Source organism: Paenibacillus bouchesdurhonensis (genome assembly GCF_900155685.1).
Taxonomy (GTDB): Bacteria; Bacillota; Bacilli; order Paenibacillales; family Paenibacillaceae; genus Fontibacillus; species Fontibacillus bouchesdurhonensis.
Window position 1 is genome coordinate 3,248,685 of record NZ_LT732548.1, and the last position, 22,771, is coordinate 3,271,455.

At 49.2% G+C, this 22,771-nt stretch carries 20 protein-coding genes; 2 read left to right on the forward strand and 18 right to left on the reverse strand.

What is annotated here, in order from left to right; all coding sequences use genetic code 11:
* The first annotated feature begins 194 nt into the window (after positions 1-194).
* Positions 195-1,430 carry a helix-turn-helix transcriptional regulator gene (locus tag CZ379_RS18610; RefSeq protein WP_110932989.1) on the forward strand — a complete coding sequence of 412 codons (1,236 nt, stop codon included), beginning with the start codon at positions 195-197 and terminating at the stop codon, positions 1,428-1,430.
* A 110-nt stretch (positions 1,431-1,540) separates the two neighbouring features.
* Here the strand turns inward: CZ379_RS18610 and rhaD are convergent, their stop codons facing one another.
* Genes rhaD through rhaB form a run of 3 tightly spaced genes read right to left on the reverse strand, consistent with a single transcriptional unit; the run spans position 1,541 to position 5,182 of the window.
* The gene (gene rhaD / locus CZ379_RS18615) at positions 1,541-2,392 is read right to left on the reverse strand and encodes a rhamnulose-1-phosphate aldolase (protein WP_110932990.1); all 852 of its coding nucleotides are present in this window, start codon (positions 2,390-2,392) and stop codon (positions 1,541-1,543) included.
* A 38-nt stretch (positions 2,393-2,430) separates the two neighbouring features.
* Positions 2,431-3,687, reverse strand: a complete 1,257-nt coding sequence (rhaA, locus tag CZ379_RS18620) for an L-rhamnose isomerase (RefSeq protein WP_110932991.1) — start codon at positions 3,685-3,687, stop codon at positions 2,431-2,433.
* Between the two features lie 37 nt (positions 3,688-3,724).
* On the reverse strand, positions 3,725-5,182 hold the full coding sequence (gene rhaB / locus CZ379_RS18625) for a rhamnulokinase (RefSeq protein ID WP_110932992.1): 1,458 nt from the start codon (positions 5,180-5,182) through the stop codon (positions 3,725-3,727).
* Positions 5,183-5,410: 228 nt separating this feature from the next.
* Here rhaB and CZ379_RS18630 point away from each other — a divergent pair, with 228 nt between their 5' ends.
* Positions 5,411-6,169 carry a DeoR/GlpR family DNA-binding transcription regulator gene (locus CZ379_RS18630; RefSeq protein ID WP_110932993.1) on the forward strand — a complete coding sequence of 253 codons (759 nt, stop codon included), beginning with the start codon at positions 5,411-5,413 and terminating at the stop codon, positions 6,167-6,169.
* A gap of 79 nt (positions 6,170-6,248) precedes the next feature.
* On the opposite strand, the gene CZ379_RS18635 is transcribed toward CZ379_RS18630, so the two are convergent.
* The 15 genes from CZ379_RS18635 to CZ379_RS18705 form a co-directional block, all read right to left on the reverse strand.
* Positions 6,249-7,241 (reverse strand): dihydrodipicolinate synthase family protein, encoded by a 993-nt coding sequence (locus CZ379_RS18635; RefSeq protein ID WP_199925680.1) that lies wholly within the window; start codon positions 7,239-7,241, stop codon positions 6,249-6,251.
* Positions 7,242-7,306: 65 nt separating this feature from the next.
* Complete coding sequence (locus CZ379_RS18640; protein WP_110932995.1) at positions 7,307-8,515, reverse strand: M20 metallopeptidase family protein; 1,209 nt, start codon at positions 8,513-8,515, stop codon at positions 7,307-7,309.
* The gene (locus CZ379_RS18645; RefSeq protein WP_110932996.1) at positions 8,508-9,842 is read right to left on the reverse strand and encodes a helix-turn-helix domain-containing protein; all 1,335 of its coding nucleotides are present in this window, start codon (positions 9,840-9,842) and stop codon (positions 8,508-8,510) included. Before CZ379_RS18645 ends, CZ379_RS18640 begins: the two co-directional genes overlap by 8 nt.
* 30 nt (positions 9,843-9,872) lie before the next feature.
* Positions 9,873-10,718 carry a sugar phosphate isomerase/epimerase family protein gene (locus CZ379_RS18650; RefSeq protein ID WP_110932997.1) on the reverse strand — a complete coding sequence of 282 codons (846 nt, stop codon included), beginning with the start codon at positions 10,716-10,718 and terminating at the stop codon, positions 9,873-9,875.
* Positions 10,705-11,688: a Gfo/Idh/MocA family protein gene (locus CZ379_RS18655; protein WP_110932998.1), complete on the reverse strand. Its 984-nt coding sequence runs from the start codon at positions 11,686-11,688 to the stop codon at positions 10,705-10,707. Before CZ379_RS18655 ends, CZ379_RS18650 begins: the two co-directional genes overlap by 14 nt.
* 194 nt (positions 11,689-11,882) lie before the next feature.
* Positions 11,883-12,707, reverse strand: coding sequence for a carbohydrate ABC transporter permease (locus CZ379_RS18660; RefSeq protein WP_110934453.1), 825 nt, complete (start codon positions 12,705-12,707; stop codon positions 11,883-11,885).
* Positions 12,708-12,741: 34 nt separating this feature from the next.
* Positions 12,742-13,674 carry a carbohydrate ABC transporter permease gene (locus CZ379_RS18665; protein ID WP_110934454.1) on the reverse strand — a complete coding sequence of 311 codons (933 nt, stop codon included), beginning with the start codon at positions 13,672-13,674 and terminating at the stop codon, positions 12,742-12,744.
* Between the two features lie 113 nt (positions 13,675-13,787).
* A complete protein-coding gene (locus CZ379_RS18670) occupies positions 13,788-15,110 on the reverse strand; it encodes an ABC transporter substrate-binding protein (protein WP_110932999.1) in 1,323 nt (440 codons plus the stop codon).
* A 132-nt stretch (positions 15,111-15,242) separates the two neighbouring features.
* A complete protein-coding gene (locus CZ379_RS18675) occupies positions 15,243-17,291 on the reverse strand; it encodes an alginate lyase family protein (RefSeq protein WP_110933000.1) in 2,049 nt (682 codons plus the stop codon).
* Positions 17,288-18,202: an L-serine ammonia-lyase, iron-sulfur-dependent, subunit alpha gene (sdaAA, locus tag CZ379_RS18680; protein ID WP_110933001.1), complete on the reverse strand. Its 915-nt coding sequence runs from the start codon at positions 18,200-18,202 to the stop codon at positions 17,288-17,290. Before sdaAA ends, CZ379_RS18675 begins: the two co-directional genes overlap by 4 nt.
* A 32-nt stretch (positions 18,203-18,234) precedes the next feature.
* Positions 18,235-18,900, reverse strand: a complete 666-nt coding sequence (gene sdaAB / locus CZ379_RS18685) for an L-serine ammonia-lyase, iron-sulfur-dependent subunit beta (protein WP_110934455.1) — start codon at positions 18,898-18,900, stop codon at positions 18,235-18,237.
* The gene (locus CZ379_RS18690) at positions 18,897-19,970 is read right to left on the reverse strand and encodes a dihydrodipicolinate synthase family protein (RefSeq protein ID WP_110933002.1); all 1,074 of its coding nucleotides are present in this window, start codon (positions 19,968-19,970) and stop codon (positions 18,897-18,899) included. Before CZ379_RS18690 ends, sdaAB begins: the two co-directional genes overlap by 4 nt.
* Positions 19,970-20,986, reverse strand: a complete 1,017-nt coding sequence (locus tag CZ379_RS18695; protein ID WP_110934456.1) for an NAD-dependent epimerase/dehydratase family protein — start codon at positions 20,984-20,986, stop codon at positions 19,970-19,972. Before CZ379_RS18695 ends, CZ379_RS18690 begins: the two co-directional genes overlap by 1 nt.
* A gap of 165 nt (positions 20,987-21,151) precedes the next feature.
* Positions 21,152-21,652 (reverse strand): RNA polymerase sigma factor, encoded by a 501-nt coding sequence (locus CZ379_RS18700; RefSeq protein ID WP_110933003.1) that lies wholly within the window; start codon positions 21,650-21,652, stop codon positions 21,152-21,154.
* Positions 21,653-21,679: 27 nt separating this feature from the next.
* Complete coding sequence (locus CZ379_RS18705; RefSeq protein WP_234404953.1) at positions 21,680-22,606, reverse strand: D-alanyl-D-alanine carboxypeptidase family protein; 927 nt, start codon at positions 22,604-22,606, stop codon at positions 21,680-21,682.
* Positions 22,607-22,771 lie beyond the last annotated feature (165 nt).

Consider the following 22,771-nt stretch of genomic DNA (forward strand, 5'->3'; position numbering starts at 1 on the left):
CCTATGGATGAATTAAAAGTAATCGCTTACAAAGTTATGTATCCATTATAAGAAGAGCTGATGCATATTTATGGTGTTTAATTAAGTTTTTTGATGTTATTTTAATATTATTTTTCGAATAGATATCGAGTTAACTCCCCAAGTATGTTATGTTTTAAATATCTCTCTATAATTAAGAACAAAGGTGACACGCCATGACATTGCCCATTAGAGACGAATTAAAATATATTTGCAAGCTTATGTGGCAATCCTTCAAAATACCGGTGTTTTACTTGAATGATCAGAAGGAGATCACGATCGAGTTCTGTGGTAATTTCGTTTTGAATCCGCTCTTTTTGAGCAAATCAAGCTGGCTGACGCAAATTGGGGGACCGCTGCCAGACGAGCGATCTCCTGCCCTCTACAGAACCGATTATGCAGAAACCTTTATTTCTGTTCCTGTTCATACGGAAGGAGACGCCGGAGGGATCATCCTGATTGGCCCTTCAACCGATTCTGAACTTACCGAGGCAATGATCGTTTCCATGACGCGCGATTTGCATATCCCTCCGAACCTGCACGCGGAACTGAAAGCCTACTATCGATCTTTGCCTATCCTCACGATTACCGATAATCTATACGCTGCTATGCATTTGCACTATATGTTGTTTCAGGAGAAGCTTGATCCCGCCCATATTTATAGGCGAAGCCAATCGCTAACTAGTCAGTTTACCGGGATTGAAGATCCGATTCTTACGATTTCCGAAAGGCGCCAGAATACCGCTATGCACCATGACGCCATATTTGAGAAGAAGTCGATGCAGGCGATTAAAGAAGGCAACAAGGATGAAGTCATCCGCAACTGGAGACAGTTGCCCCACTATGGCGAAGTAGGATTGCTCTCCAAAACAAGCGAGCTCAGAAGCAGGAAGAATCTAGCGATTACCGTAATTACTTTAGCTACTCGAGCAGCCGTCGAAGGCGGACTACAATATGAAACCGCTTTGACCATCAGCGACCTCTATATCCAAAATGTTGAGGAATTGAAGGACAGCAAGTCCGTCGACCACTTTATCGAGGATATGCTTTCCGACTATGCAGAGCGCGTACATCAGACCAAACGGAATCAATACTCCAAGCCGATCAATGTTTGTCTGGATTATATTTTCAAGCATTTGTACGACCCTATTACCTTGAATGATCTCGCGCGAAAAGCAGCGCTGCATCCGAATTACTTATCTGCCCTTTTCAAAAAAGAAGTCGGCTGCTCTCTACGGCACTATATCCAGCAAACTAAAATAGACGAGGCACGTTCCCTGCTGCTGCTTACCGACCGTTCAATATCTGAAATTTCCACCCTGCTCAATTATCACGATCAAAGCTACTTCTCAAAAATATTCAAGAAATTCACGGGCGTAACTCCTAACGAATATAAAAATAATCGATTATAATGCAAGGTTCAGTTCTGATGAGATCTTATCATTTATAAATTCTATAATCTTCAAGAAGGCATGACTCCTTGAGTCATGCCTTCGGCTCTATATTTAATCCTGTCCTTCAATTATTCGATATTTAAAATTCCTTCCCGCGGCGTTACCCCGAATGCTTTGGCCAAATCCGCCAACTCCTGGTCTGTAATTCGCTGCTTGATCGGTTGATTGACGATAAGCATGTAGATTTGGGCTGCCTTTTCAATCGTTTCAATGAGTCCAAATGCCTCGTCGATAGAGCTGCCTGTGCCGAAAATGCCATGATGCGGCCACACGACTGCGCGATGATCCTTCATTTTATCGGCCGTTGCCCTTCCGATCTCGTTGGAGCCCGGCACCATCCAAGGTATGACAGCGATGCCATCCGGAAAAACGACGATGCATTCCGTACACATTTCCCACAGCGTCTTCGTAAATTGATTCTGATCCAAATCATGAATAAAGGTCATAGCAATGACGTTCGTCGCATGATTGTGAATGACTACCCGATGGTTCGGATCGACCTTCAAACGTTCGATATGGCTCATAAAGTGGGATGGCAGCTCGCTTGTCGGCACTGCATCATCCTTCAGTCCCCATAGCAGCTCCAACTGCTCACCATCCTTGGAGACGCGAAGCACACCGAGATTCGCTTCCGGGTCGGCAACGACATTCTTGAAATACTTTCCTGAACCGGTGACGATAAAATACTTACCCGCCAATTCATGCACGGGGAAGGCCGGCTTGATCGTGCGAATCACAGTGTTAGTATCGAGATATTGAGCAACTTCGGCTTCATCAAGAATATAGCTAACATTCCCGCCGTTGCGTTCATCCCAGCCGAATCTCCACATATGCTGCGTTATTTGCGCCATTTCCTTTATAAAAGGAATATCGAGCTTTCGCGTACAGGATAAATGATGCGGTTGTTTAAAAGTAGTCATCGCGCTTTCTCTCCTTCTCCTCATCTATAAGATGCTATTTACCGTTTCAACAACACGTCCTGCTCGTACTGCATAACCTCATTAAGCCACTGTTCTCGAACAGGAACACCATGTGTCTCGCAATAATAATCCCAAACCGCTCCGAACGGATAAGATTTAAACTCCTCGACAAGCGCAAGGCGAGAGGTGAAATCTCGTTGTTCCTCTACCTTTCGAAGTAATTCCACAGGCTCTAGCATTGCCCGCAGCAGCGCTTTAATCGTATTTCGGGTGCCGATGACCCAGGCGGCCACATGGTTGATGCTTCCATCAAAGAAGTCCAGCCCAATATGCGTGCGATCGAATAAATCGCCGCGCACCAGTTCGCGGGAGATTTCAATTAATTCATCATCCATCGTGACGACGTGATCGCTATCCCAGCGAACCGGCCGGCTGACATGAAGCAGCAAACGATCCGTAAACATCAGCACCGACGAAATTTTGTTGGATATCACTTCTGTTGGATGAAAATGGCCCGCATCCAAGCAAACCGCTTTCCTCCGACTCACCGCATAGCCTAAATAAAATTCATGCGATCCGACCACATAGCTCTCGGAGCCAATCCCGAACAGCTTGCTTTCCACAGCATCGATATTATAGTCTTCACTAATTTCATCCTTGAAAATTTCATCTAATGATTCCTTAAGACGGACTCGCGGGGACAAGCGATCTACCGGCGTATCCTTATAACCATCCGGAATCCAGTGATTAGTTACGCACGGCTGCCCCAGCTCCTTGCCGAAATATTCCGCTATTCTGCGTGAAGAGCGGCAATGCCGAATCCAAAATTGCCTAATTTCCTCATCGGGATGGCTAAGTGTAAAGCCGTCCTCCGCCTTGGGGTGCGAAAACAATGTCGGATTAAAATCAAGACCAATTCCCTGCTCTTTCGCCCAATCCACCCATTTGCTGAAATGGCGAGGTTCCAGCTGATCCAAATCAACCTTCTCCTCGGTATCCGCATAAATTGCATGCAAATTGACTTTGTGTCTGCCGGGAATCATCGACAGTGCCTTCTCCATGTCCTGTCGCAATTGCTCCGGAGTTTCCGCACGTCCAGGGTAACTGCCAGTAACCGCAATACCTCCGCTAAGCTCTTTGTCCTTCCTGAGAAATCCTTGTACATCGTCACCCTGCCAGCAATGAAGCGAAACCTTAATCTTGCTTAGCTTCTCCAGAATTTCGTCCGTATTGATACCGTGCTTGGCATACAGCTTCTTTGCTTCAACATAACTGCTACGAACCGCTTGATCCATGTCCTATTCTCCTTTACCAATAAGATCATAATGATATTTATAAATGACTAACCAGCTTCCCCCACCGTTGAAGCACTTGTTCCAAGTTGTCAATCGTTCTAGGCTCAAACACTTTAGGTGAAAAAGAACGGGCGATCAGTTCCCGGGCTGCCTTAATGTCCTTTACTTCTTGTGAACTGATCATCTGAACGGCGATATTGCCGAGAGCCGTTGATTCCGACGGACCGGCCTGAACGGTCTTGCCGATCACGTTCGCTGTCAACTGGCATAACAGTTCATTGTTAGAACCGCCGCCCACAATGTGTAGAACATCGATGCTTCTTTTTAGCAGTCTTTCAAGTTCCCGCAATGCATCGAAATAAGTCAAGGCCAGGCTGTCAAAAATACAGCGGGCAATCTCCCCCATCTTTTGCGGAATCTGTTGGCTCGTTTCCTTACAATAGAGCTGAATTTCCGCCACCATACTTTCCGGATTCAAGAACCGGGGATCATTGCATGGGATCAGACTGCGAAATGGAAGTTCCGCCGCAGCAAGCTCTGCCAATTGAGAGAAGCTACAGGCGTTACCGCTCTCTCTTCTTACCTCCTGAATCATCCAAAGGCCCATAATATTTTTCAGAAATCGATACGTGCCATAAGCGCCCCATTCATTCGTATAATTCGCTTCCATGGCTGCTTTACTATTCAACGGCCGATCAAGCTCTGCTCCTAGCAGCGACCACGTTCCGCTGCTGATATAAGCCCAGCTTCGCCCTTCCTGTGCGGGTACACCGATGACGGCAGACGCCGTATCATGCGTCGGTACAACGACCAGCTCACATTGCGGCAAATCGTATTTCTGGGCTAGCTCGGGCCGGATCATGCCCAAACTCTGACCTGGCTCAATGAGCTCGGAGAACTGATCTCTTCGCAGCTGCAGCAGCCCCAGCAGCTCTTCATCAAACTCTCGCGTACTCAAATTCAACATTTGCGTCGTTGAGGCATTGGTCACCTCATTCATTCTGCGGCCGCTAAGCAGATAATATAGATAATCAGGAACCATCATAATCGCATCTGCTTCGCATAATTGAGATTGATCGTGAACAAACAATTGATATAGCGTATTAAAGGGAAGTTCTTGAATCCCTGTTTTCGCATATACCTGTTCTCGGCTCATCTTGGCATGGAATTTCTCAGGCGCTCCTTCGGTTCGCTTATCGCGGTAAGCATATACCTCTTCCAGTCTCTGTCCTTCCCGATCGAGCAGAACATAATCCACGGCCCAGGTATCCAGCCCCAAACGGCAAGCGTCAATGCCTAATTGCTTCGCTTTTTGCAAGCCTTTAATCATTTCAGCAAAAATATGGTCGACATCCCAATAATCATGTCCATTTCTTTGGTTGAAGGAGTTGCTAAAGCGATGAATCTCCTTTAACACCAGACGCTTCTCGTAGAGCTGAGCCTGTACCAGCCTGCCGCTGGACGCCCCGATATCAATCGCAATATAATTTTTCATCAAGAACGACCCCTCATACTCAGTTTCACATGAAAATATGTGAGTTTCCATTCCTTCTATCTTCATCGTACCTGTGTTTTATTTGGAAGTCAACACAAACAAACATAAATGAATGTGGATTTACCTGTTTTTATCTACTTTCGTTAACACCCTTGTAACAAAACTATACTTTTCTGTATTTTAAACATATAATGAGTAACATAATAAAGCACGGAGAAAGGAGTACCTATGCTTGCAGCTGAACGACGCCAAATTATTATTAATATGGTGCAAAAGGATAAACGCGTCCTCGTCTCAGAGCTCAGTGAAAAATTCAGCGTCACGGAAGAAACGATTCGCCGTGATCTCGAAAAGCTAGAGAAGGAAAGCATTATCACCCGAACCTACGGCGGCGCGATTATAAATACCCACACTAACGAAGACTTGCCCTTTGCAACCCGAAATGCCACAAATTCGGAAATCAAACAACAAATCGCTTCCAAAGCTCTACAGCTGATCAACGATGGCGATACCTTAATGATCGATCCAAGCTCGACTTCCGTTGAGCTTATGAAATTGCTGCACCAGCGCAAAAATTTGACCGTCATCACAAGTTCGATTCATATTTTGCACGAATTTCTAAATGCTGGTATCAATATCATCTCGACCGGTGGAACCTTGCGTTCGCGTTCCATGTCCCTTGTCGGGACTAACGCCGAGGATATCATCAAGAAATATAATGTAGATAAGGTCATCCTCAGTTGCAAAGCGCTGTCTCTGGACAAAGGCATCATGGATTCCAATGAACCGGAATGCGAGTTGAAGAAGGCGATGCTTCGGCAGGCCGAAAAAGTATTGCTGCTTGCGGATCACTCCAAATTTGACAAGACCGCGTTTGTTAAACTGATGGAATTTGACGAAGTGGATGTGCTGATTACCGATCAGGAGCCGGAAGCGGAATGGATGGACATGTTGAAGGAGAAAGAAATCGAGGTCTTGTTTGGCTAAGCACCACATATTCCTTAACTAATAAAAGCTCTCCAGCCAGATATGTGGCAAGTGGAGAGCTTTTTTACTATTGTAGTACCTAGTATAATCGATACTCTATGATCGCCCGTCGAATCGCTGTAAGCTCTTGCTCTGTTATTTCATATCCGGCAATATCGCAGGCTGCTTCTCCCGGAATGACCTTCGCAACGGCGAGACAATGAAGCATTCTTAAAATGTACTTGTCCATCGGCTCATTGAAGGTCGCTTCTGCATAGCCGTCAACACGTTCCGACAAATCTATAAATCGTGCGTAATTCTTATCTCGGTAGGCCGCGATCAAATCTGCCTGAATATTCGGAAAAGCCGCTCCAAGACCAACGAGCGCACTGTGCGCCCCGCGCATCAGAGCATAGCCGAACATCCGATCTTCTCCCGTAATATGCAAATGATTCGGGAATTCCACGGCTAGCAGCCGAGCGATCGTCTGCATCGTCATGACGCTGTCCAAGGTTGCTAGCTTAACGCCGATTACATTCGGAAGCGATAACAATTTTCGCAGCAAATCTAAGGAATACGACCAGCCGCCCGCTTTTTCATACAGGTAAAAAACCACAAGCGGTGTGCCAAGCTGAGCTAGGTCTTCATGGTATTGGACGACTGCCTTTTCCCGTTCCTGAGCCGGAAGCTCTCGAAGGATTATTGGCGGAAATACGAGCAAAGCATCTGCCCCTCCACTGATCGCATCCTCGGCCATTTTCATGCTCTCTCTCTTCCAGCGCTCAATCCGCTCCCTTATCGATAACGAAGACTCGGGCAGCGCTCCCACTCCGGCTACGATAATTTGGTTGGGCTTAAGAGCCTCTTTCCAGGCCTGCAATATAGATTGGCGCTGTTCCCGCTGCAAATGAAGACCTCGCCCAGTATGCACCCAAACCGCCACGCCCGCGATACGTTGCGCTGTTAAATAAGCAACATAAGCGGCTTGAGCATCTTCATGTACTTCTCCGTCTTCATAGCGCGGAACAGGAACAGCAGGGATCAGCCCTCCCCGCATCCTGAATTTGATTCGCTCCGCTCGGCTTAACATCATCATCCTCCCCCTTCTTCATCTCTCTGTCAAAGAGATCATAGAAGAGTGCAATCTGCAATCTCCGTTCACTGTCCTTTCCTAGACAAATCCTGTGTATCGCTTAAATAATTTCGGACGAACTGAGCCAGGTAGGCCGCCCCATAACAAAGTGCCTTCTCATCCACTGCAAGCTCGGGGTGATGCAAGGGAAACCTGCCTTTTTCCTTTCCTCCCGCACCGATCAGCAAGAAAGCGCCGGGGACATGTTCTAAATAATACGCCATATCCTCACTCGTCATTTGCGAATGGGCCAGCGCATGGACGGCCTTCTCCCCGTACAACTCGCGAATAGCCCCTTTCGCGTACCGAACCCATTCTGCATCGTTTACGGTCGGAGGGTAGCCGAACTCGTAGCGCACCTCAGCCCGGGCGTTCATTCCAGCTGCGACCGCTTGAGCAAGCTCGGTCACCCTCGTTTTCATTCTTTGGCGAGTCGCTGTATTTACCGCCCGCACTGTACCGCGGATCAGGACTTGATCCGCAATGATGTTGGGAATGCTGCCTCCGTGAATCGAGCCCATGCTCAACACAACGGCATCCGCGGGATCACTCTCGCGGCTGACTAGCACCTGCAATGCGGACAACACCTGTGCGGCGGCAATAATCGCATCTACGCCCTGATGAGGTGCAGCACCGTGTCCGGCCTGCCCAAACACTGTAATATCGACATGGTCCATGCTTGCCATAATCGTACCCGCCTTTACCCCAAAGCTTCCTGTCGGTAAATCCGGCCACATATGAAGAGCGATAATCCCATCGACGCGCGGCGACTCCAGCACTCCAGCATCAATCATATGCCGGGCCCCGCCCAGCATCTCCTCCGCTGGCTGGAAGATGAACTTGACCGTCCCGATCAGTTCCTGCTTGAGTCCAGTCAGCATCCGGGCGGCACCAAGCGCCATGGCCATGTGTCCATCATGGCCGCAGGCATGCATCGCGCCTTCATGCCGCGATGCATAGGGAAGCCCCGTCTGCTCCTGCAGCGGAAGTGCATCCATGTCAGCCCGCACGGCAATGCATGGGCCGGGCCTTCCCATATCGAGCAGAGCTACAACTCCCGTGCCTGCAACACCGCGCTGCACCAGAAGCCCAAGCTGCTCGAGATATTCCGCGACATATTCCGAGGTAATGAACTCCTGAAACCCTAATTCAGGATATTGGTGCAAATGCCGGCGGTGAGTTATAATTTCTTGTTCCAGAGATACGGCGGCTTGCAGCAAAGTTATTTTATTCATAGTAAGCTCCTTCTAGATTCAGAGAATAAATTTGCCTCGGTCTTCCCCGTCCGGCCGGCTGCTCCTCGCCCACGATGCTGGCGATCTCGTATTTCTCCAGAGCAGCCATGATTCGCCTGGCGCTGCGCAGCGTAATACCAAACCCATCTGCCAGTTGAGCAGCGGTAATTGTCGATGTACCCAGCCTCCGGCACAAGGAGATGAGCTTATTGATTGTACCGACACTCAAGCCTACTTTCTTCGCCAAGGCAATGAGCTCGGGATTCTCGCTGCGTGCCGAATATTCCAGTGTTAGCTCCGAGCCCATCGGCCCATAAACCATCCCATCCTGCATAATTAAAAAGCACTTTCCACCGCCTCCGGCCTTCGCCTTAAGCAATGCTTCTCTTGCCTTACCTTCCGCCTCATTGGCCGTTCGTCCGATGCCGATGCCGATGCTGGCATTCCACTGCAGGCGTTCCATCACCTCTAACAGCAGCGGCGCATCCTGAAATTTTCGTGTGACCTGTTCGATAATTCCGCGAGTCGTAATGAAGGAAACTTCATCCGAATCGCTCCATTTTATCAGAGATTGGGTTTCCTCCCCGAAATCGATCAGGATTTGCTGCAGAATGATTTTTTTGCGCTGAATGTCGTATTCCGATGATGCTTCTTTGGCCACCTCTTGAAAGTTATCGATATTCATAATGCCTACGGCGATTTGAGTGCTGCTGTAGCGGAGGCTCTTCCCTTCGAGCAGGGCGCAATTCAAGCAATCCCTGATCGACGATTGCGTGGGCACAACCCGAAATACCGGTACTCCGAGGGCTATCAAGCGATGATATACCGAGGTCACGCAGGTAACCGTAACGGACACCTTTCCCGTTCGCCACAAATCATAATGAAAAGCAACGAACTCCTCGTGGCTCATGCCTGACTCATAGGACTTGTTGAAAATATCCTCAATGGGCAGACCGATCTCTCTAAGCGGCTCCTCAATCTCATTTCGCTGCAAAACATCTACGCTGATCGGCAATCCCTCATCAAAGGATAGTATCCGCTGCCGATAAAAATCGAACAATACTTTATAGAGCGCTGTGCCCGAATAATATACATGAACCATAGGGATATCAGGCGATGCTGCCAAGGCAATCTGGTAAGGAATCGGGCCTGTAAAAAGCAAAATATCCGCCTGCTCTCTTACTCTGCCTATCACCTCAAGCGTTTCCCGTTCATGACGATAGGGTGCGGGGAGCATGGACAGCTCCGAGAACAAAGATCCAATGTGGAGCACCGCATCGACTAAATCCTGCGGCCCGATGACTGCAACCTTCATGTTCATCGACATGTACGTCACCTCCAGGTAGGATCGAACACCTTAATCTAAGCGAATTACCCGCCGTTTCAAATATTCGGTCACCTCTCCGAGCGATTGCTCGGTCAAAACTGCGACCTGGCTGCCAAAATATTCGAATGAAATAAAACCCTTATATTGCAATGCTAGCAATGTATCCAGAATGGCCGAGTGGCCCGCGTCTCCTTGCAGTACAGAGACAGGCTTGCTCCTGCCCCAATGATCATGATTCCAATGGTAGTCCTTAAAATGGACATGGTTAATGAAGGGATAGAATTGTTCCAGGATCGGAATAGGGTCAATATGATCCACGAATAAGTTGAAGCCGTCGTAGATGAATTCAAACAAGGTGCCATCCCGGCAACCTAACAGCAACTTGTTCAGGCTGTCCGCCCGATCGGCCAATGTATTGTTATGGATTTCAACAGCAAGGGCAACCCCTTGGCTTCCACAGCATTGCAGTGCTTCCCGTAGTCCCGCTGCTGCCATCTCCCAATGCACATTTGTGGCCTCCCGAGACGAAACATGGCCTGCAAAAGTTCGAATCCGCGGACATTCAAGCGCTTTGGCCCATTCTGCCGACCTCTGGAGGGAGATAAGGTCAGCTTGGTATGCTTCTTTGCTTTTGGTAAAATAGCTGTATTCACTTAGGGAAGGTACGTGCAGTTGATTAATATCCAGCATAGCCCGCAATTCGCTCAGTGTGCCGCCCTGGTTTAAGTACTCCTCGATATGTCCGCTCCAAATTTCCACGCCATGCAGCCCCAAGCGCTTGGCTTCAGCTAAAATATCTTCAATCCTTGACGACTTGAGCCCGGTCGTGCAAATGCTGAACTGTATGGAGGCCTGCTCCGAATTATTCCCCGTCAACGGTTTGCTCCACTCCTGTCTCGTCCGATCGGTATACCGCTTCTAAGGCGGCGATGACCGATCTCGCGTATTCTCCCGAGCTGTCCGTCTCGGCATCCTGCTCGATGGCCTGCAATAGATCCTCAAACTGCAGCACAAACGGGTCGGAGCTAACTTGAGGTTCGAGCATAACGTACTGACCGACCCGGTTAATCCACACTCCTCTCGCGGAAATGAGCCTGATCATCCCTCTCTCGAAGATTAGCTCGGTCTCGTCCTTGGGTACGCCTGCGTAACCCGACTGTACGACTATGCCAGTAACCCCTTTCGTCGTTTCCAGAAAGATACAGCCGCTTCCCTCCACGTTGCCCCTCACTCCTTCATATGACAGAGATGCCTTAACTTTCGTAACTCGGCTCCTTGTGAGCCATTGTATTTTATCGATGGAATGCGCGCCCAAATTCATCATTATGCCGCCGCCAGCCTTCTCTTTATCCAGGAACCAATCCGGACGGCTGTCACTGAAATAATACACATGGCGCGTGTCATGAATCGCGATCAGCTTGCCAAGCTCCCCGCTGTCTATGAGTGCCTTAGCTTGTAAATTGGCCGGCCAGTAATGCTGGGTATGCCCGACCATCAGCTTGACCCCAGCAGCCTTTACCGCTTCTAGGATCGCGTCACACTGCTGAATATTCAGTGCCATCGGCTTCTCCAGAAGCAGATGGCAGCCTTGGGCTGCACACCATACCGCACATTCTTCATGCAAAAAATGCGGCAACGCCAGTATGGCAATCTCCGGCTGTTCCGTCAGGATCATTTCCCGGTAATTATCATAGTAAGCAATGCTGTATTCCTCACTGACCGTTCTGCCTCTCATCTCGTCTATGTCCGCAACGGCAACGGCTCGCAGCGCTGTCATTTGCTTCATGGCGTTGAGGTGGTTTCGTGATATAATCCCCGCTCCGATGATGGCCACTCGATAGGGCATGACATCCCCTCCCTTCCGGTCATTTTATGCCGCTATTGTGCGCCGGACTCAAACTCTCCCGGTCATTTTATGCCGATACTTGTGCTCTGGGCTCAAACTCTCCCGGTCATTTTATGCCGATACTTGTGCTCTGGGCTCAAATTCATCCGGTCATTTTATGCCGATACTTGTGCTCTGGGCTCAAATTCATCCGGTCATTTTATGCCGGATGAATTTGTGCCTTGCACAAAATATTTCTCCGCAAACAAAAACACAAGCAATATCGGGATCAAGCTCATAAGCGCCGCAGCAACCATATACTGCTCATTTCCCGACCATTGACCCGCCATGGAGAGAATGCCAATCGGCAGCGTAAAGTTCTCTTTGGAGGTCAAGAAGATCGCCGGTGACAATATTTCATTCCACTTGGTCATGAACGTGAAGACGGCCAAGGTCGCGAAGGTCGGCTTGCACATCGGCAGAAATATTTTCCAATAAATTTGAAACGGATTGCATCCATCCAGCTTGGAGGACTCCTCGTAATCCTTCGGAATCATCAGGAACGCCTGGCGCATCAGGAATATGCCAAACGGCTGGGCCAGCCACTCGATTATCCACAACGGCGTCAACGTGTCGAGCATATGCAGCGATTTAAAGATGACAAATTGTGGAATGATCAGAACGACAGGAGGGATCATCATTGTTCCGAGCACAATCATGAACAGCGTATTTTTAAAGGGAAAACGAAGCCTGGCAAACGCATAAGCCACCATCGAGCAAGAGATCAGCGCGCCGCCCACGGACAGTACTGTGACGATGACGCTGTTCATCGTATATTGACCGAATGGGCCCAGCTTCCAAACCTCGGAGTAGTTGCTCCATTGGATGGGGTTCGGGAACCATTTGGGCGGAACCGCTGTATACTGAGCGTACGTTTTAAGCGAGTTAAACAATGTGGTCAGAAATGGCAGGATCATCACGAGCGAGCTGATAATAATGACGGTGTAGCCCGCGCTTTTTCGAACCCGGTTCAGCTTCATACCGGCGCCTCCTTTCGACATGCCGCGCTGCTCATCATTCATAATGCACCCACTTTTTCTGAAGAGTAACCTGTAGGGCGGTCAGAATGAACAGGATGACGAACAGCACCCAGGCAATCGCGGAAGCATAACCCATGCGCAGAAAAGTGAAGCCCTCCTGATATAAATAAATCATCAGCACCAAGCTTGATTTGTTCGGCCCGCCCGCCGACGATGCATCCAGCGCTCCCCCCGTCATCACGTAGATTTGCTCGAAAGCCTGGAAGGTGGAGATCGTGCTCAGGATGAGAACAAGGAACGTCGTTCCCGATATCAATGGCACCGTAATATGCATGAACTTGCGAAACGCCCCTGCGCCATCAATTTCGGCCGCCTCATATACATCCGAAGGCACATTCTGAAGTCCGGCAAGGAAAATGACCATAATATAACCGATCCCTTTCCATACGGCAATCATGACCAGCAATGGAATGACGAGCCGTTCATCCTGAAGCCATTTTTGCGGATCAAGGCCAATTTTGATTAGAAAAGAGTTCGCCAAACCGAACCGGGGATTAAAGATCGCATCCGAAACATACAAAATCACAGTCCAGGAAGAGATAACCGGCACAAAATGCGCTAATCGAAAAATTTTCAGTCCACGCAGCTTTTGATTCAATGCCGTCGCCAAAATTAATGCGAATATCGTTTGAAGCGGCACAAACAGAATCGTAAAGTAAACCGTGTTCCACATCGCCTTCCAAAAAACCGGCTCATGGAACAGCTTCTTATAATTCGCCAGGCCCGCCCACTGCGGGGCATTCAGAATATCATAATGAGAAAAACTGAAATACAAGGAGGCGAGCAGTGAACCAAGCACAAACACAATAAAATGAACGATATAGGGAGTGACCATCAATAGTCCCCACTTGCTATCGCTATCAAGACGTCTCCTTCGACTTCGCGGGGTTAAAGGTTTGTCTCCCATCCTTACGGTTTCCGTTTTTTCCATCATGATCATCACGCTTTCTGTCGCTATTCTGGAGGGCTGGCACGCTGCCGGGCCAGCCCGAAAACTATTCCATATGCGTTGGTTAACGGCTATTTCTTATAGAACTCATCCAACACCTTCTGTACCTCCTGATCGGCCTGGTTCATCGCCTGATCTACCGGAATTTCTCCCTCGAACGCCCGGTTGATGTTGTCATTGAATTTACCGACCCATTCACTCCATACCGCATTGACATCCAGTGTTCCTGCAAATTCAAAGCTGTCGAGGAAGGCCTGCTTATTGGCCGGCGAACCACTTAGGAACTGCTCAGAGTTAGCCACCGATTTCTTGACCGGCACCGCTTCGCCAAGCGAAGCCCACTCCTTCTGAACCTCATCCTCTGTCGCCCAGAACTTCACCCATTCCCAGGCAGCGTCCGCTACGGCTCCCTCGGCCTTCTTATTGATCACCCAGGAGTTCGCAATGACCGGAGAGAAGCGTATGCCGTTCGGGCCTTGCGGCAGCAATGTCACATCGTAATTCAAACCGGCGTTGTTCGCATCAATCGTCCGGGCATAAATCCCAATTCTCATGGCAGCTGCCTTGCTCGGGAATGGCGCCATGTTGCTTTGGAAGCTTTTCAAATCAGATGGAGTCGGAAATAGCTCGCGCTGCATGCCGTCTACGATCCAATCTAAAGCCGCTTTGTTCTCGGGCGAATCTATGATCGATTGATCCAGAGTTTCATTCAACACCCCGCCGCCGTACGATTTCAGCACCGTCATCCAGCCTTCCGTAATACTGAAGAACGTAAGGCCGTATTGGCTGATTTTATTTTTATCGAATGCCGAATCCACCGCATATTTGCCGTTCGAATCCTTCGTTAATTTCTCAGCAGCCACTTTCAGATCATCCCAAGTCCAATTTTCAGTCGGATACTCGACCTGCGCTTCATCGAACATCTCCTTGTTGTAGTACAGCACGGCGATTTGAATCCCTTGCGGTACACCCCAGTATTTTCCGCCAGCATCTTTATTGAAATCCAATCCATAATATTCTTCCGATTTCAGGTCGCGCTGGATCCACTCCGTCAAGTCTTTGAGCACTCCGCGTTCCGCGTATTTTGGAACCAAAACGCCGTCCGAGAGCCATAAGTCCGGTGCGCTTTCTGCCGCGATTTGCGTATCCAACTTCTGAAAAAATTGATTATACGGGGAAGATTCCGTTTTTATTTTGATATTTGGGTGCTTCTCTTGGAATTTAGTGATGAGCTCCTGCATCTTCTCATCCGATTGCGCAGAAGAATAAAATCCAAGCTTCAACTGCACTTCCCCGCCGTCCTTGCCCTTGGAAGAACAGCCGGAAATTAGCAGCGCAGAAAGCAATGTTATCGCTAGCAGCAGTGCGCCCCATTTCTTTTGCTGGCTTTTCAAGCTAAAACCCCCTAATGATTGGATTGTTCACCTAAAATAAAGCGCTTTCTAAAAAATATGGCTAATTCGTGAACTTACTTTAAAATTACTGCACTGCTTCATTAATGGTCAACGTCCTTAATAAGTCCTTTATTATACTTTTATGATATAAGATTTGACTTCATGCCCGGACAAACCGTTCGAACGTACGAGGAGAACATCCCCGCTGAGATGGTGGTCTCCGAATCGGTAACTGCGCGGCCCTTGATGGGAGAATACGAATTCTTCCTTTCCGTTTTCCCTTTGAACCGAAAATGCCGTGGCTAAATCAGACGACACAGGATGTCCGTAGCTATCCAGCACCTCCAGTTCCTGAATAACAGGAAGTTTCATCTCTCCGCCCGGGTTTGGATATAGCAAGGTTACAAATTTGGTAAAGCCTTCTCCCTTTTGGGTAAAAGAAGCCTTAGCCGCAGGCGTTTTCTCGTTATAATTGCGCGATACCCAGCTCACGCCCTGTTCCGTGCGCACCGGAACCAATGGAATAATCGACAGACCTGTGCCATCCTGACCATCATCCGCGTGAATCATTCCATCCTCCTGAATCGTCAATTGAATTCCCTCGGCAAAATGAAAAGGAATTTTGTATTCATGCTCTCCATTGGAGCGGCAGGTATCGATCATGATCCAATAATCAGGCTTAACAAATAAAACCTGGCGGAGCACATGAACCGGCTGATCCAGCCTCCAGTAGCCGTCATGTCCTGCCTGCACATAGTCGTAATCTGATCCGCTGCTCCAGTAACGATCCATCGGTCTCGCCACTTCCGCCCATCTCCAGGAGCTAACATAGGTGGAGATCGTCTGGCCATCCACGGACAAAGTATTATGCTGCAAGGACTCCATGAAATATTGTCTTTCTTCTGTCTCCATGTACGTATAGCGCCCCGGATCAATCAGAAATTCTCGGCCGTTCGCAAAAAGACTGACATGCAGCAGATCATCATGCCCATGAGCACGGATGACATCCATATGACCGCCGTCAAAGACAAGGTATTGCGCTTTGGAGCTCCAATCGCTGCGCATAAAGGCATACCCGCTGTCCTTCAGCAGGATCGAGGTGAATTCCGGCTCCTGAACTACTAATCTTCTGAAACGATCATAGCCCCGCTCGCCAAAAAACCAGATCCCTTCATAGTCCAGCCTGTCATAAGCCATCCGTTTCAAATCACCGCGTGAAAATAACACCGCCCCCCGGCACAGCACATCCCGGATATCCGTACTATCGCTGTCCCCAAGCATCGGCTGGCGACCATCCGGCTGTACGAAGGCCAATGAAGCCGAAAACATACGATTCAAAGTATCATGCAGCACTTCCGGCATATCAATGCCGTTCAGCTTACCGAGCCAAAGCGATTCGAAAAGGCAATGCAGCACTTCGTGATGGTACATCGTGCATTGCTCGTTCTGCAGTCCATCCTGAAATACCTGAAGCTTGCACATATTGGCAAGTCTTTGCAATGCAGTCTGCAGCCATGCTTCTGCTTCCTCCAGCTCTGGGAACATCAAGGCCAGCTGAAACAGGCCATTCGTCTCGAGGAATCCCCAGTTGCTCTGGCGATCATGCGGAACATAGGCCAAATTCAAATACATGCCATGGCGCCTTACCGCTTCGGTGAACAGTTCCTCTTCGGCCGCCCCCCATAAGGCGCAACTTCGAACGCAGTAGTATCCTTTGAGCCAGTGCGTGATCCGAATGCCGCTGTCCAGTTTGCGCCACGTATCCTTAACGTTATAGTTCCGATCCGCTGAAGCTACGACTTCTTCTTCTGTCAAGGGATTTTGACGTGTCCAGTCCTTCAGCAGACGGATATATCCTTCCGCATACTTCTCTTTGCCCGTTAACCAGTAGGCCTGCCCAAGCTCGCCCATATACCTGGAACGGTTAAGCATGACCAGCCATTCCAAATCTTCTTTATGACGGTAATACCAGTTAATGCCCTTTGGAAAGGCAACCTCCTCCTCACAGCGCTCCATATCCCAGCGATGGGTAAATATGAACGTATTTCTGCATGCCAGATCGGCACGGTGAACGACCTGCTTCACCTCTTCCGGCCAATGCTTCTGGCAAGCGTCTACGATAAACCGCCGATCCTCTTCCTCCCAATAGAAACGCCGGGCCGGCTGTAAGCCTTCACTCATTTTGGCAATTCCCCCTTATCCTCTATTTGCTCATCGCTTGAACCGAACAAACGTCTGCGGTACTTTTCCCCTGTAGGTGTTACCGCAAGCCCGCCTAGGGCAGTCTCTTTAAGCGTCCCTGGCATCGCCTGACCAATCCGATACATCGCACCGATCACTTCATCCGCCGGAATGACGCTTTCGATTCCGGCGAGAGCCAAGTCGGCGGCCACCATCGCATTTGCGGCCCCCATGGCATTGCGCATCACGCAAGGCACCTCCACGAGTCCTGCGACGGGATCGCATACTAGACCAAGCGTGTTCTTGAGTGCAATCGCAACCGCATGAGCTGATTGCCTCGGCGAGCCTCCGGCCATTTCCACAATCGCTCCTGCGGCCATCGCCGAGGCGGAACCTACCTCAGCTTGGCAGCCTCCAGCCGCTCCCGAAATAAAAGAGCGGTTAGCGATCACGTAGCCAATAGCGCCAGACGTGAATAGAAAACGTACCATCGCCTCCCGATCCGCCCCAAGCTCTTCCGCTAAGCCAAATAGGCAGCCGGGAATGACTCCGCTCGCGCCCGCTGTCGGGGTGGCGACGATCGTCCCCATGGCCGCATTAACCTCGTTCGTCGCAATCGCCCGGCTTACAGCCTGAAGAAGTCGCGGCCCCGATACGGTGCGCCCCCGTCGCAAATAGCTCTCCAGCTTGCGTGCGTCTCCCCCGGTTAAGCCGCTGCGAGATTTAATCTCTTCGGTAAGTCCGCGCTGCACGGCTTGCTCCATCGTGTCCAGATGTTGCAGCATCTTCTTGATAATCTGCTCCTTAGGCACTTCCGTCGCAAGAGCCTCCTCCTCAATCATGATGTCGGATAAGGCTCTGCCCTGAGTCTCCGCCAGCTGCACAAGTTCTTCTATTGTGCTGAATTTCATCAAGATGTACCTCCCTCTCGTCTGCCGATCCTTCATAGAAGCGGCAGAATCCGAACCTGAGCAACATCGGTAATACCTGCGATTTGCATTCCAATCGGTTCATGGATTTCCTGATCCGTCTCTATAATCAGGAGTGCCTCCTGCCCCTTCGCTTTACGGGACATCTCCATTCGGGCAATATTGATCCGGTGATCTGCCAGCACTCTGGCGACCGAGGCGATCATGCCGAAGTGATCCTTATGAAATACAAGGATAGTCCAAGCATCGCCTGATAGATTCATTGCAAATCCATCGGCTTCAAGCAAAGCGACTTTACCGCCTCCAACGGAGATTCCCTTGACCTTCATCGTACCTGCTTCATCAATCAGCGTGATCCATGCCGTGTTGGGATGCTCTCCTTGCAAGTCTATTGTTGTAATCTTCACCTCTAGACCTATATCTTCTGCAATCTTTAATGCATCCTTTATGCGAGGATCATGAGTGTCGAAATTCATCAGCCCGCCCACGGTGGCCACATCCGTTCCATGGCCCTGATAGGTCTGCGCAAACGAACCGCAGAATTCGATTTGAGCCTGACGCGGATTTCGTCCAAATAGCCGCCGGGCCAACCGACCGATTCGTGCTGCCCCCGCCGTATGAGAACTGGAAGGCCCGATCATGACCGGGCCAATAATATCGAATACCGAGCGATATTTCATGTCATTTCCAGCCATTTCGCCAGACCAGCCTGTACAAACTCATCATCATTCAAGTGGGGATAAGCACGATACACGCGATCGATTTCCTCCATTTGGCCTGAAGACAGCTCTTCCGCCGGGTTCAGGCACCAACGCCCTTCAAGCAAGCCTTGACGGCGCAGTACCTCATGTATGCCGGGAATACAACCGTGAAAATCATGCCCGGGGTCAAAGAAGGCCGCATTCGCATCGGTAATTTCTATGCCGCGGGTCATCAGCTCCTCCGGAATGCTGTCGCCGCTTTCCCGCAAATCGATAATTTGCGACATTAATTCCACGGCCTTACGCGTCCATACGGCCCAATGACCCAGCAAACCGCCGACAATGCGCTTCTCCACCTTCATGCCATTAACCTTAAACCGGTAAGTCGTCAGCAAATCAGCAACAATATTATCGTCATTTCCCGTATACAGAGCGATTTCCTCACAACGGCTAGATTCACAAACCGCTCTGACGACATCCAGCGTCTGATAACGGTTGAACGGAGCCATCTTGATCGCTTTTACCCCGGGAATTTCAGCAAGCTCGCGCCAAAACTTATAGCTCAGCCGCTTCCCGCCCACAGCCGGCTGCAAATAAAATCCGAAAACGGGAATCACCTTAGCAATCGCCTCCATGCGCTGCAGAAGCGCGGATTCATTCCAAGAATCCAATCCTCCTGTGCTCACTAATCCAAGATCATAGCCGTACTTGACCGCTATCTCAGCTTCTTCCAGGGCCTGATCCGTCGGTCCGCAGATCCCTGCGACTTTGATGAACGAACGTTCCAGCATGGACGCACTAACTTCCTCTGCGGCCATGCGCAATACCGGTTCATACAGCTTGATGCCGGGATCACGGATTTCGAATTGAGTCGTATGCACCCCCACTGCAATGCCGCCCGCTCCGGATTCAATATAGTATCTGGATAGTGCCCGCTGCCTCCGTTCATCCAGTTGTCTTGACGAGTCAAGGGCTAAAGGATGAGCTGGAATGACGGTGCCCCGCTGCAATAATGCTTCAATGTCCGATTTTAATTGAGGGGCCTTCATTAGAACGCACCCTCCCGTTCTTGGAAATGCGTCGGTTTGCCAAGAGTGTCTCCCCCTGCTTCAATCCAGCTAACCGTCCATTCCATCATTTGCCGCAGCGTAACGCGAGGATATCCAAACAGACGATGAGAATTTGAGGCATTATTCAATAAGGCGGTTGGCTGTTCTACGCCAGTAAATATGGGAGCTGTCCCGAACATTTCCCCGAAACGCTCTGCCAGCCAGCGAATGGATACTGTCTCCGGCCCCGTAATATTTAGTGTGACTGGCGGGGAATCGCAGAGCAGCAACGAGCGTATTGCCATTTCATTAGCATCTCCTTGCCAAATGACATTGACCTGGCCCATGCTCAAATCAATCGCCGTCCCTTCGTTGACAGCTTTAGCGATTTCCAGCAAAATCCCATACCGCATATCGATCGCATAGTTTAAGCGAAAATTGACAAGTGGCGTGCCATTTTTACGGGAAAAATATTCAAACACTCTTTCTCGGCCAAGGCATGATTGCGCATATTCACCTACGGGAGCCGGAGGCGTCTCTTCAGAGGCGCCTCCCGACGCGACAGCAGTTAGCGGATAAATATTACCTGAGGAAAAAGCGACAATCCGCGATTGTGGATACTTCTCCGCTACACGCCCCGGTAAATAAGCATTCATCGCCCATGTAAAATATTCGCGGCCAGTGGTGCCGAATTTATTTCCGGCCATATAAATCACATTGCGTGATTCCGGAAGCTTCGAGAGCGCTGCTTCATCCAGCAAATCTGCAGCAATCGTAGCCACCCCTGCGGACTCCAGTTCATCTCGCAATTCCCCCGAAGAGAATCTGGATACCCCGGTTACTTTCTTACCGATTCCGGCTGCGTCGATCCCTCTTTTCAGCAGCTTAGCTAGACTTGGCCCCATCTTACCGCCAACACCGAGGATGAGAATATCTCCATCCAGCTTCGTTAAATCCTCTATTAGACGTTCAGAAGGTTCACTTAACTTACTCTCCAATTCGCTTGTCGTTCTCAACATTCTCACCTCTTCTAGTAATATGATCAGATGGAAATCAATACCTCTTGTTATTTCCATTCTAAAAGTGGCCCCATTATAAGACAACGTCTTTAAATCGCCCTTAAAAGCGCTTTCAATCTATGCAAAAAAAAAGACCGGAGAGATATCCCCAGTCTTGGATCGCTATGCACTTGCAATTTCTTTGGATTGGCTGCGTAGTCTTTGTCTTGCCCGATACAAGGTAATTTTAAATTTAGACAGTGATATCTCCATCAAGTTAGCGGATTCTTGGTAGGAAAAGCCGTGAACATCATATAACAGCACGGCCTGCTGCTGACTCGGGGACAGCAATGACAATTGATGATAGAGTTCCAGTCGATTCTCTTCCCGGAGCACATTCGTCTCAGGCGTTTCCTCACAAGCAAAACGATAGAAAAATTCATTTTCGTAGGAAGAGGAACGACTCTCCTTGCGCAGCTTATCTATGTAAGCATTATGGGACACGCGAAACAACCATGGTTTTACTTTTTTCTCCGGCAATTGCTCAAGATGTCCCCATGCCCGGCAGAACGTCTCTTGCGTCAAATCCTCCGCGGTATGATGGTTGCGGCATAAATAGAATAGATAACGATATACGTCAACTTTATACTCTCGGTAAGCTTTGTCGAGTGATAAGAATGTCATTTGCAGTTTCCCCCTATACTTCTCTCTTTAACTTTTGAATCCGTAATCCAGCAATTTTATCGTGTCTGACCATACCCCTAGCTCTGTCGAATGCAGAACAACTGTAATCAGCTCTTTGTTATTGCGAAGCGCTGATCCGACCAGACAGTAGCCTGCCATTTCGGTGTAGCCCGTTTTTATTCCATTTGCTCCTCTGAAGTACCATTCGTTATCAGGCTGAATCAGTCTGTTCCGATTATGGTAAGAAGATGCCGACTCTTGGCCCTGGCTATAGTAAACCGACTCGTTGACGATAGCCTGAAACAATTCATGATTCATCGCCGCCTTAGCAATAACGGCTATGTCTCGCGCTGTCGTGTAATGATCTGGATCATGGAGCCCATGCGGATTAACAAAATGACTGTTCTTCGCCCCTAGCTCCTTGGCACGCCGATTCATCAATTCAGCGAAATGGGCTAACGCTTCCTCCGTTCCCAGCTTCTGCCCCGTATCCTTCTCGGCGATATATACCGCAGCGGTTCGGGCAGCATCATTCCCGGAGGGAAGCATCATCGCCGCAACCAAATCTTGAACCGACAACCTATCCCCTTCCCACAAGCCAGCACTACTCTCATCTGCCCTGCGAAGCCTCGCCTCTTCTCCGACTGTCACCAATTCATCGGGCTCCCCCTTTTCCAGCACAATCAATGCGGTTAAAATTTTGGTCGTGCTGGCCGGGTACATTTTTTTCTTATCATTATGGGCATACAAAATCTTCCCGTTTTCCTGATCCATGACGAGTATGGCCTTCCCTTCCACGTCTTTCAATTCAGGGATCTTGAGCCCACGCCAATGTGTTTCAACCTTATTCAACAACGCAGCAGCGCGCGGGTGCAGCCGCTCAAGCTGCAGATTGTTGCTCAGGAACAGCAGTAATACGATCATTGCCAGTAGAGCGAGCCATTTTTTTCGCAAATAACCTCTTACCCCTTTCTCTGCATGCATGTATCACGTGAAAATCGATAGTTCCATTATGGCTTTCATTGTTTTCTTTCAGTGTAAGAAATTATTAAGATTCCCTTAAGATTTTGCTGCAAATATCTTAACCTTTCGATAAAATACAAAAAAACGCGTTGCCTG

Coding starts and splice junctions, on each gene's coding strand:
- CZ379_RS18645 (WP_110932996.1), bottom strand. CDS start 9,842: ATGTCGATGAACATGAAGGTTGCAGTCATCGGGCCGCAGGATTTAGTC.
- CZ379_RS18690 (WP_110933002.1), bottom strand. CDS start 19,970: ATGAAGGCCCCTCAATTAAAATCGGACATTGAAGCATTATTGCAGCGG.
- CZ379_RS18610 (WP_110932989.1), top strand. CDS start 195: ATGACATTGCCCATTAGAGACGAATTAAAATATATTTGCAAGCTTATG.
- rhaA (WP_110932991.1), bottom strand. CDS start 3,687: ATGGATCAAGCGGTTCGTAGCAGTTATGTTGAAGCAAAGAAGCTGTAT.
- CZ379_RS18665 (WP_110934454.1), bottom strand. CDS start 13,674: ATGGGAGACAAACCTTTAACCCCGCGAAGTCGAAGGAGACGTCTTGAT.
- CZ379_RS18640 (WP_110932995.1), bottom strand. CDS start 8,515: ATGAATAAAATAACTTTGCTGCAAGCCGCCGTATCTCTGGAACAAGAA.
- CZ379_RS18700 (WP_110933003.1), bottom strand. CDS start 21,652: ATGACATTCTTATCACTCGACAAAGCTTACCGAGAGTATAAAGTTGAC.
- CZ379_RS18655 (WP_110932998.1), bottom strand. CDS start 11,688: ATGCCCTATCGAGTGGCCATCATCGGAGCGGGGATTATATCACGAAAC.
- sdaAA (WP_110933001.1), bottom strand. CDS start 18,202: ATGAAATTCAGCACAATAGAAGAACTTGTGCAGCTGGCGGAGACTCAG.
- CZ379_RS18660 (WP_110934453.1), bottom strand. CDS start 12,707: ATGAAGCTGAACCGGGTTCGAAAAAGCGCGGGCTACACCGTCATTATT.
- rhaD (WP_110932990.1), bottom strand. CDS start 2,392: ATGACTACTTTTAAACAACCGCATCATTTATCCTGTACGCGAAAGCTC.
- sdaAB (WP_110934455.1), bottom strand. CDS start 18,900: ATGAAATATCGCTCGGTATTCGATATTATTGGCCCGGTCATGATCGGG.
- CZ379_RS18675 (WP_110933000.1), bottom strand. CDS start 17,291: ATGAGTGAAGGCTTACAGCCGGCCCGGCGTTTCTATTGGGAGGAAGAG.
- CZ379_RS18630 (WP_110932993.1), top strand. CDS start 5,411: ATGCTTGCAGCTGAACGACGCCAAATTATTATTAATATGGTGCAAAAG.
- CZ379_RS18635 (WP_199925680.1), bottom strand. CDS start 7,241: ATGATGTTAAGCCGAGCGGAGCGAATCAAATTCAGGATGCGGGGAGGG.
- rhaB (WP_110932992.1), bottom strand. CDS start 5,182: ATGAAAAATTATATTGCGATTGATATCGGGGCGTCCAGCGGCAGGCTG.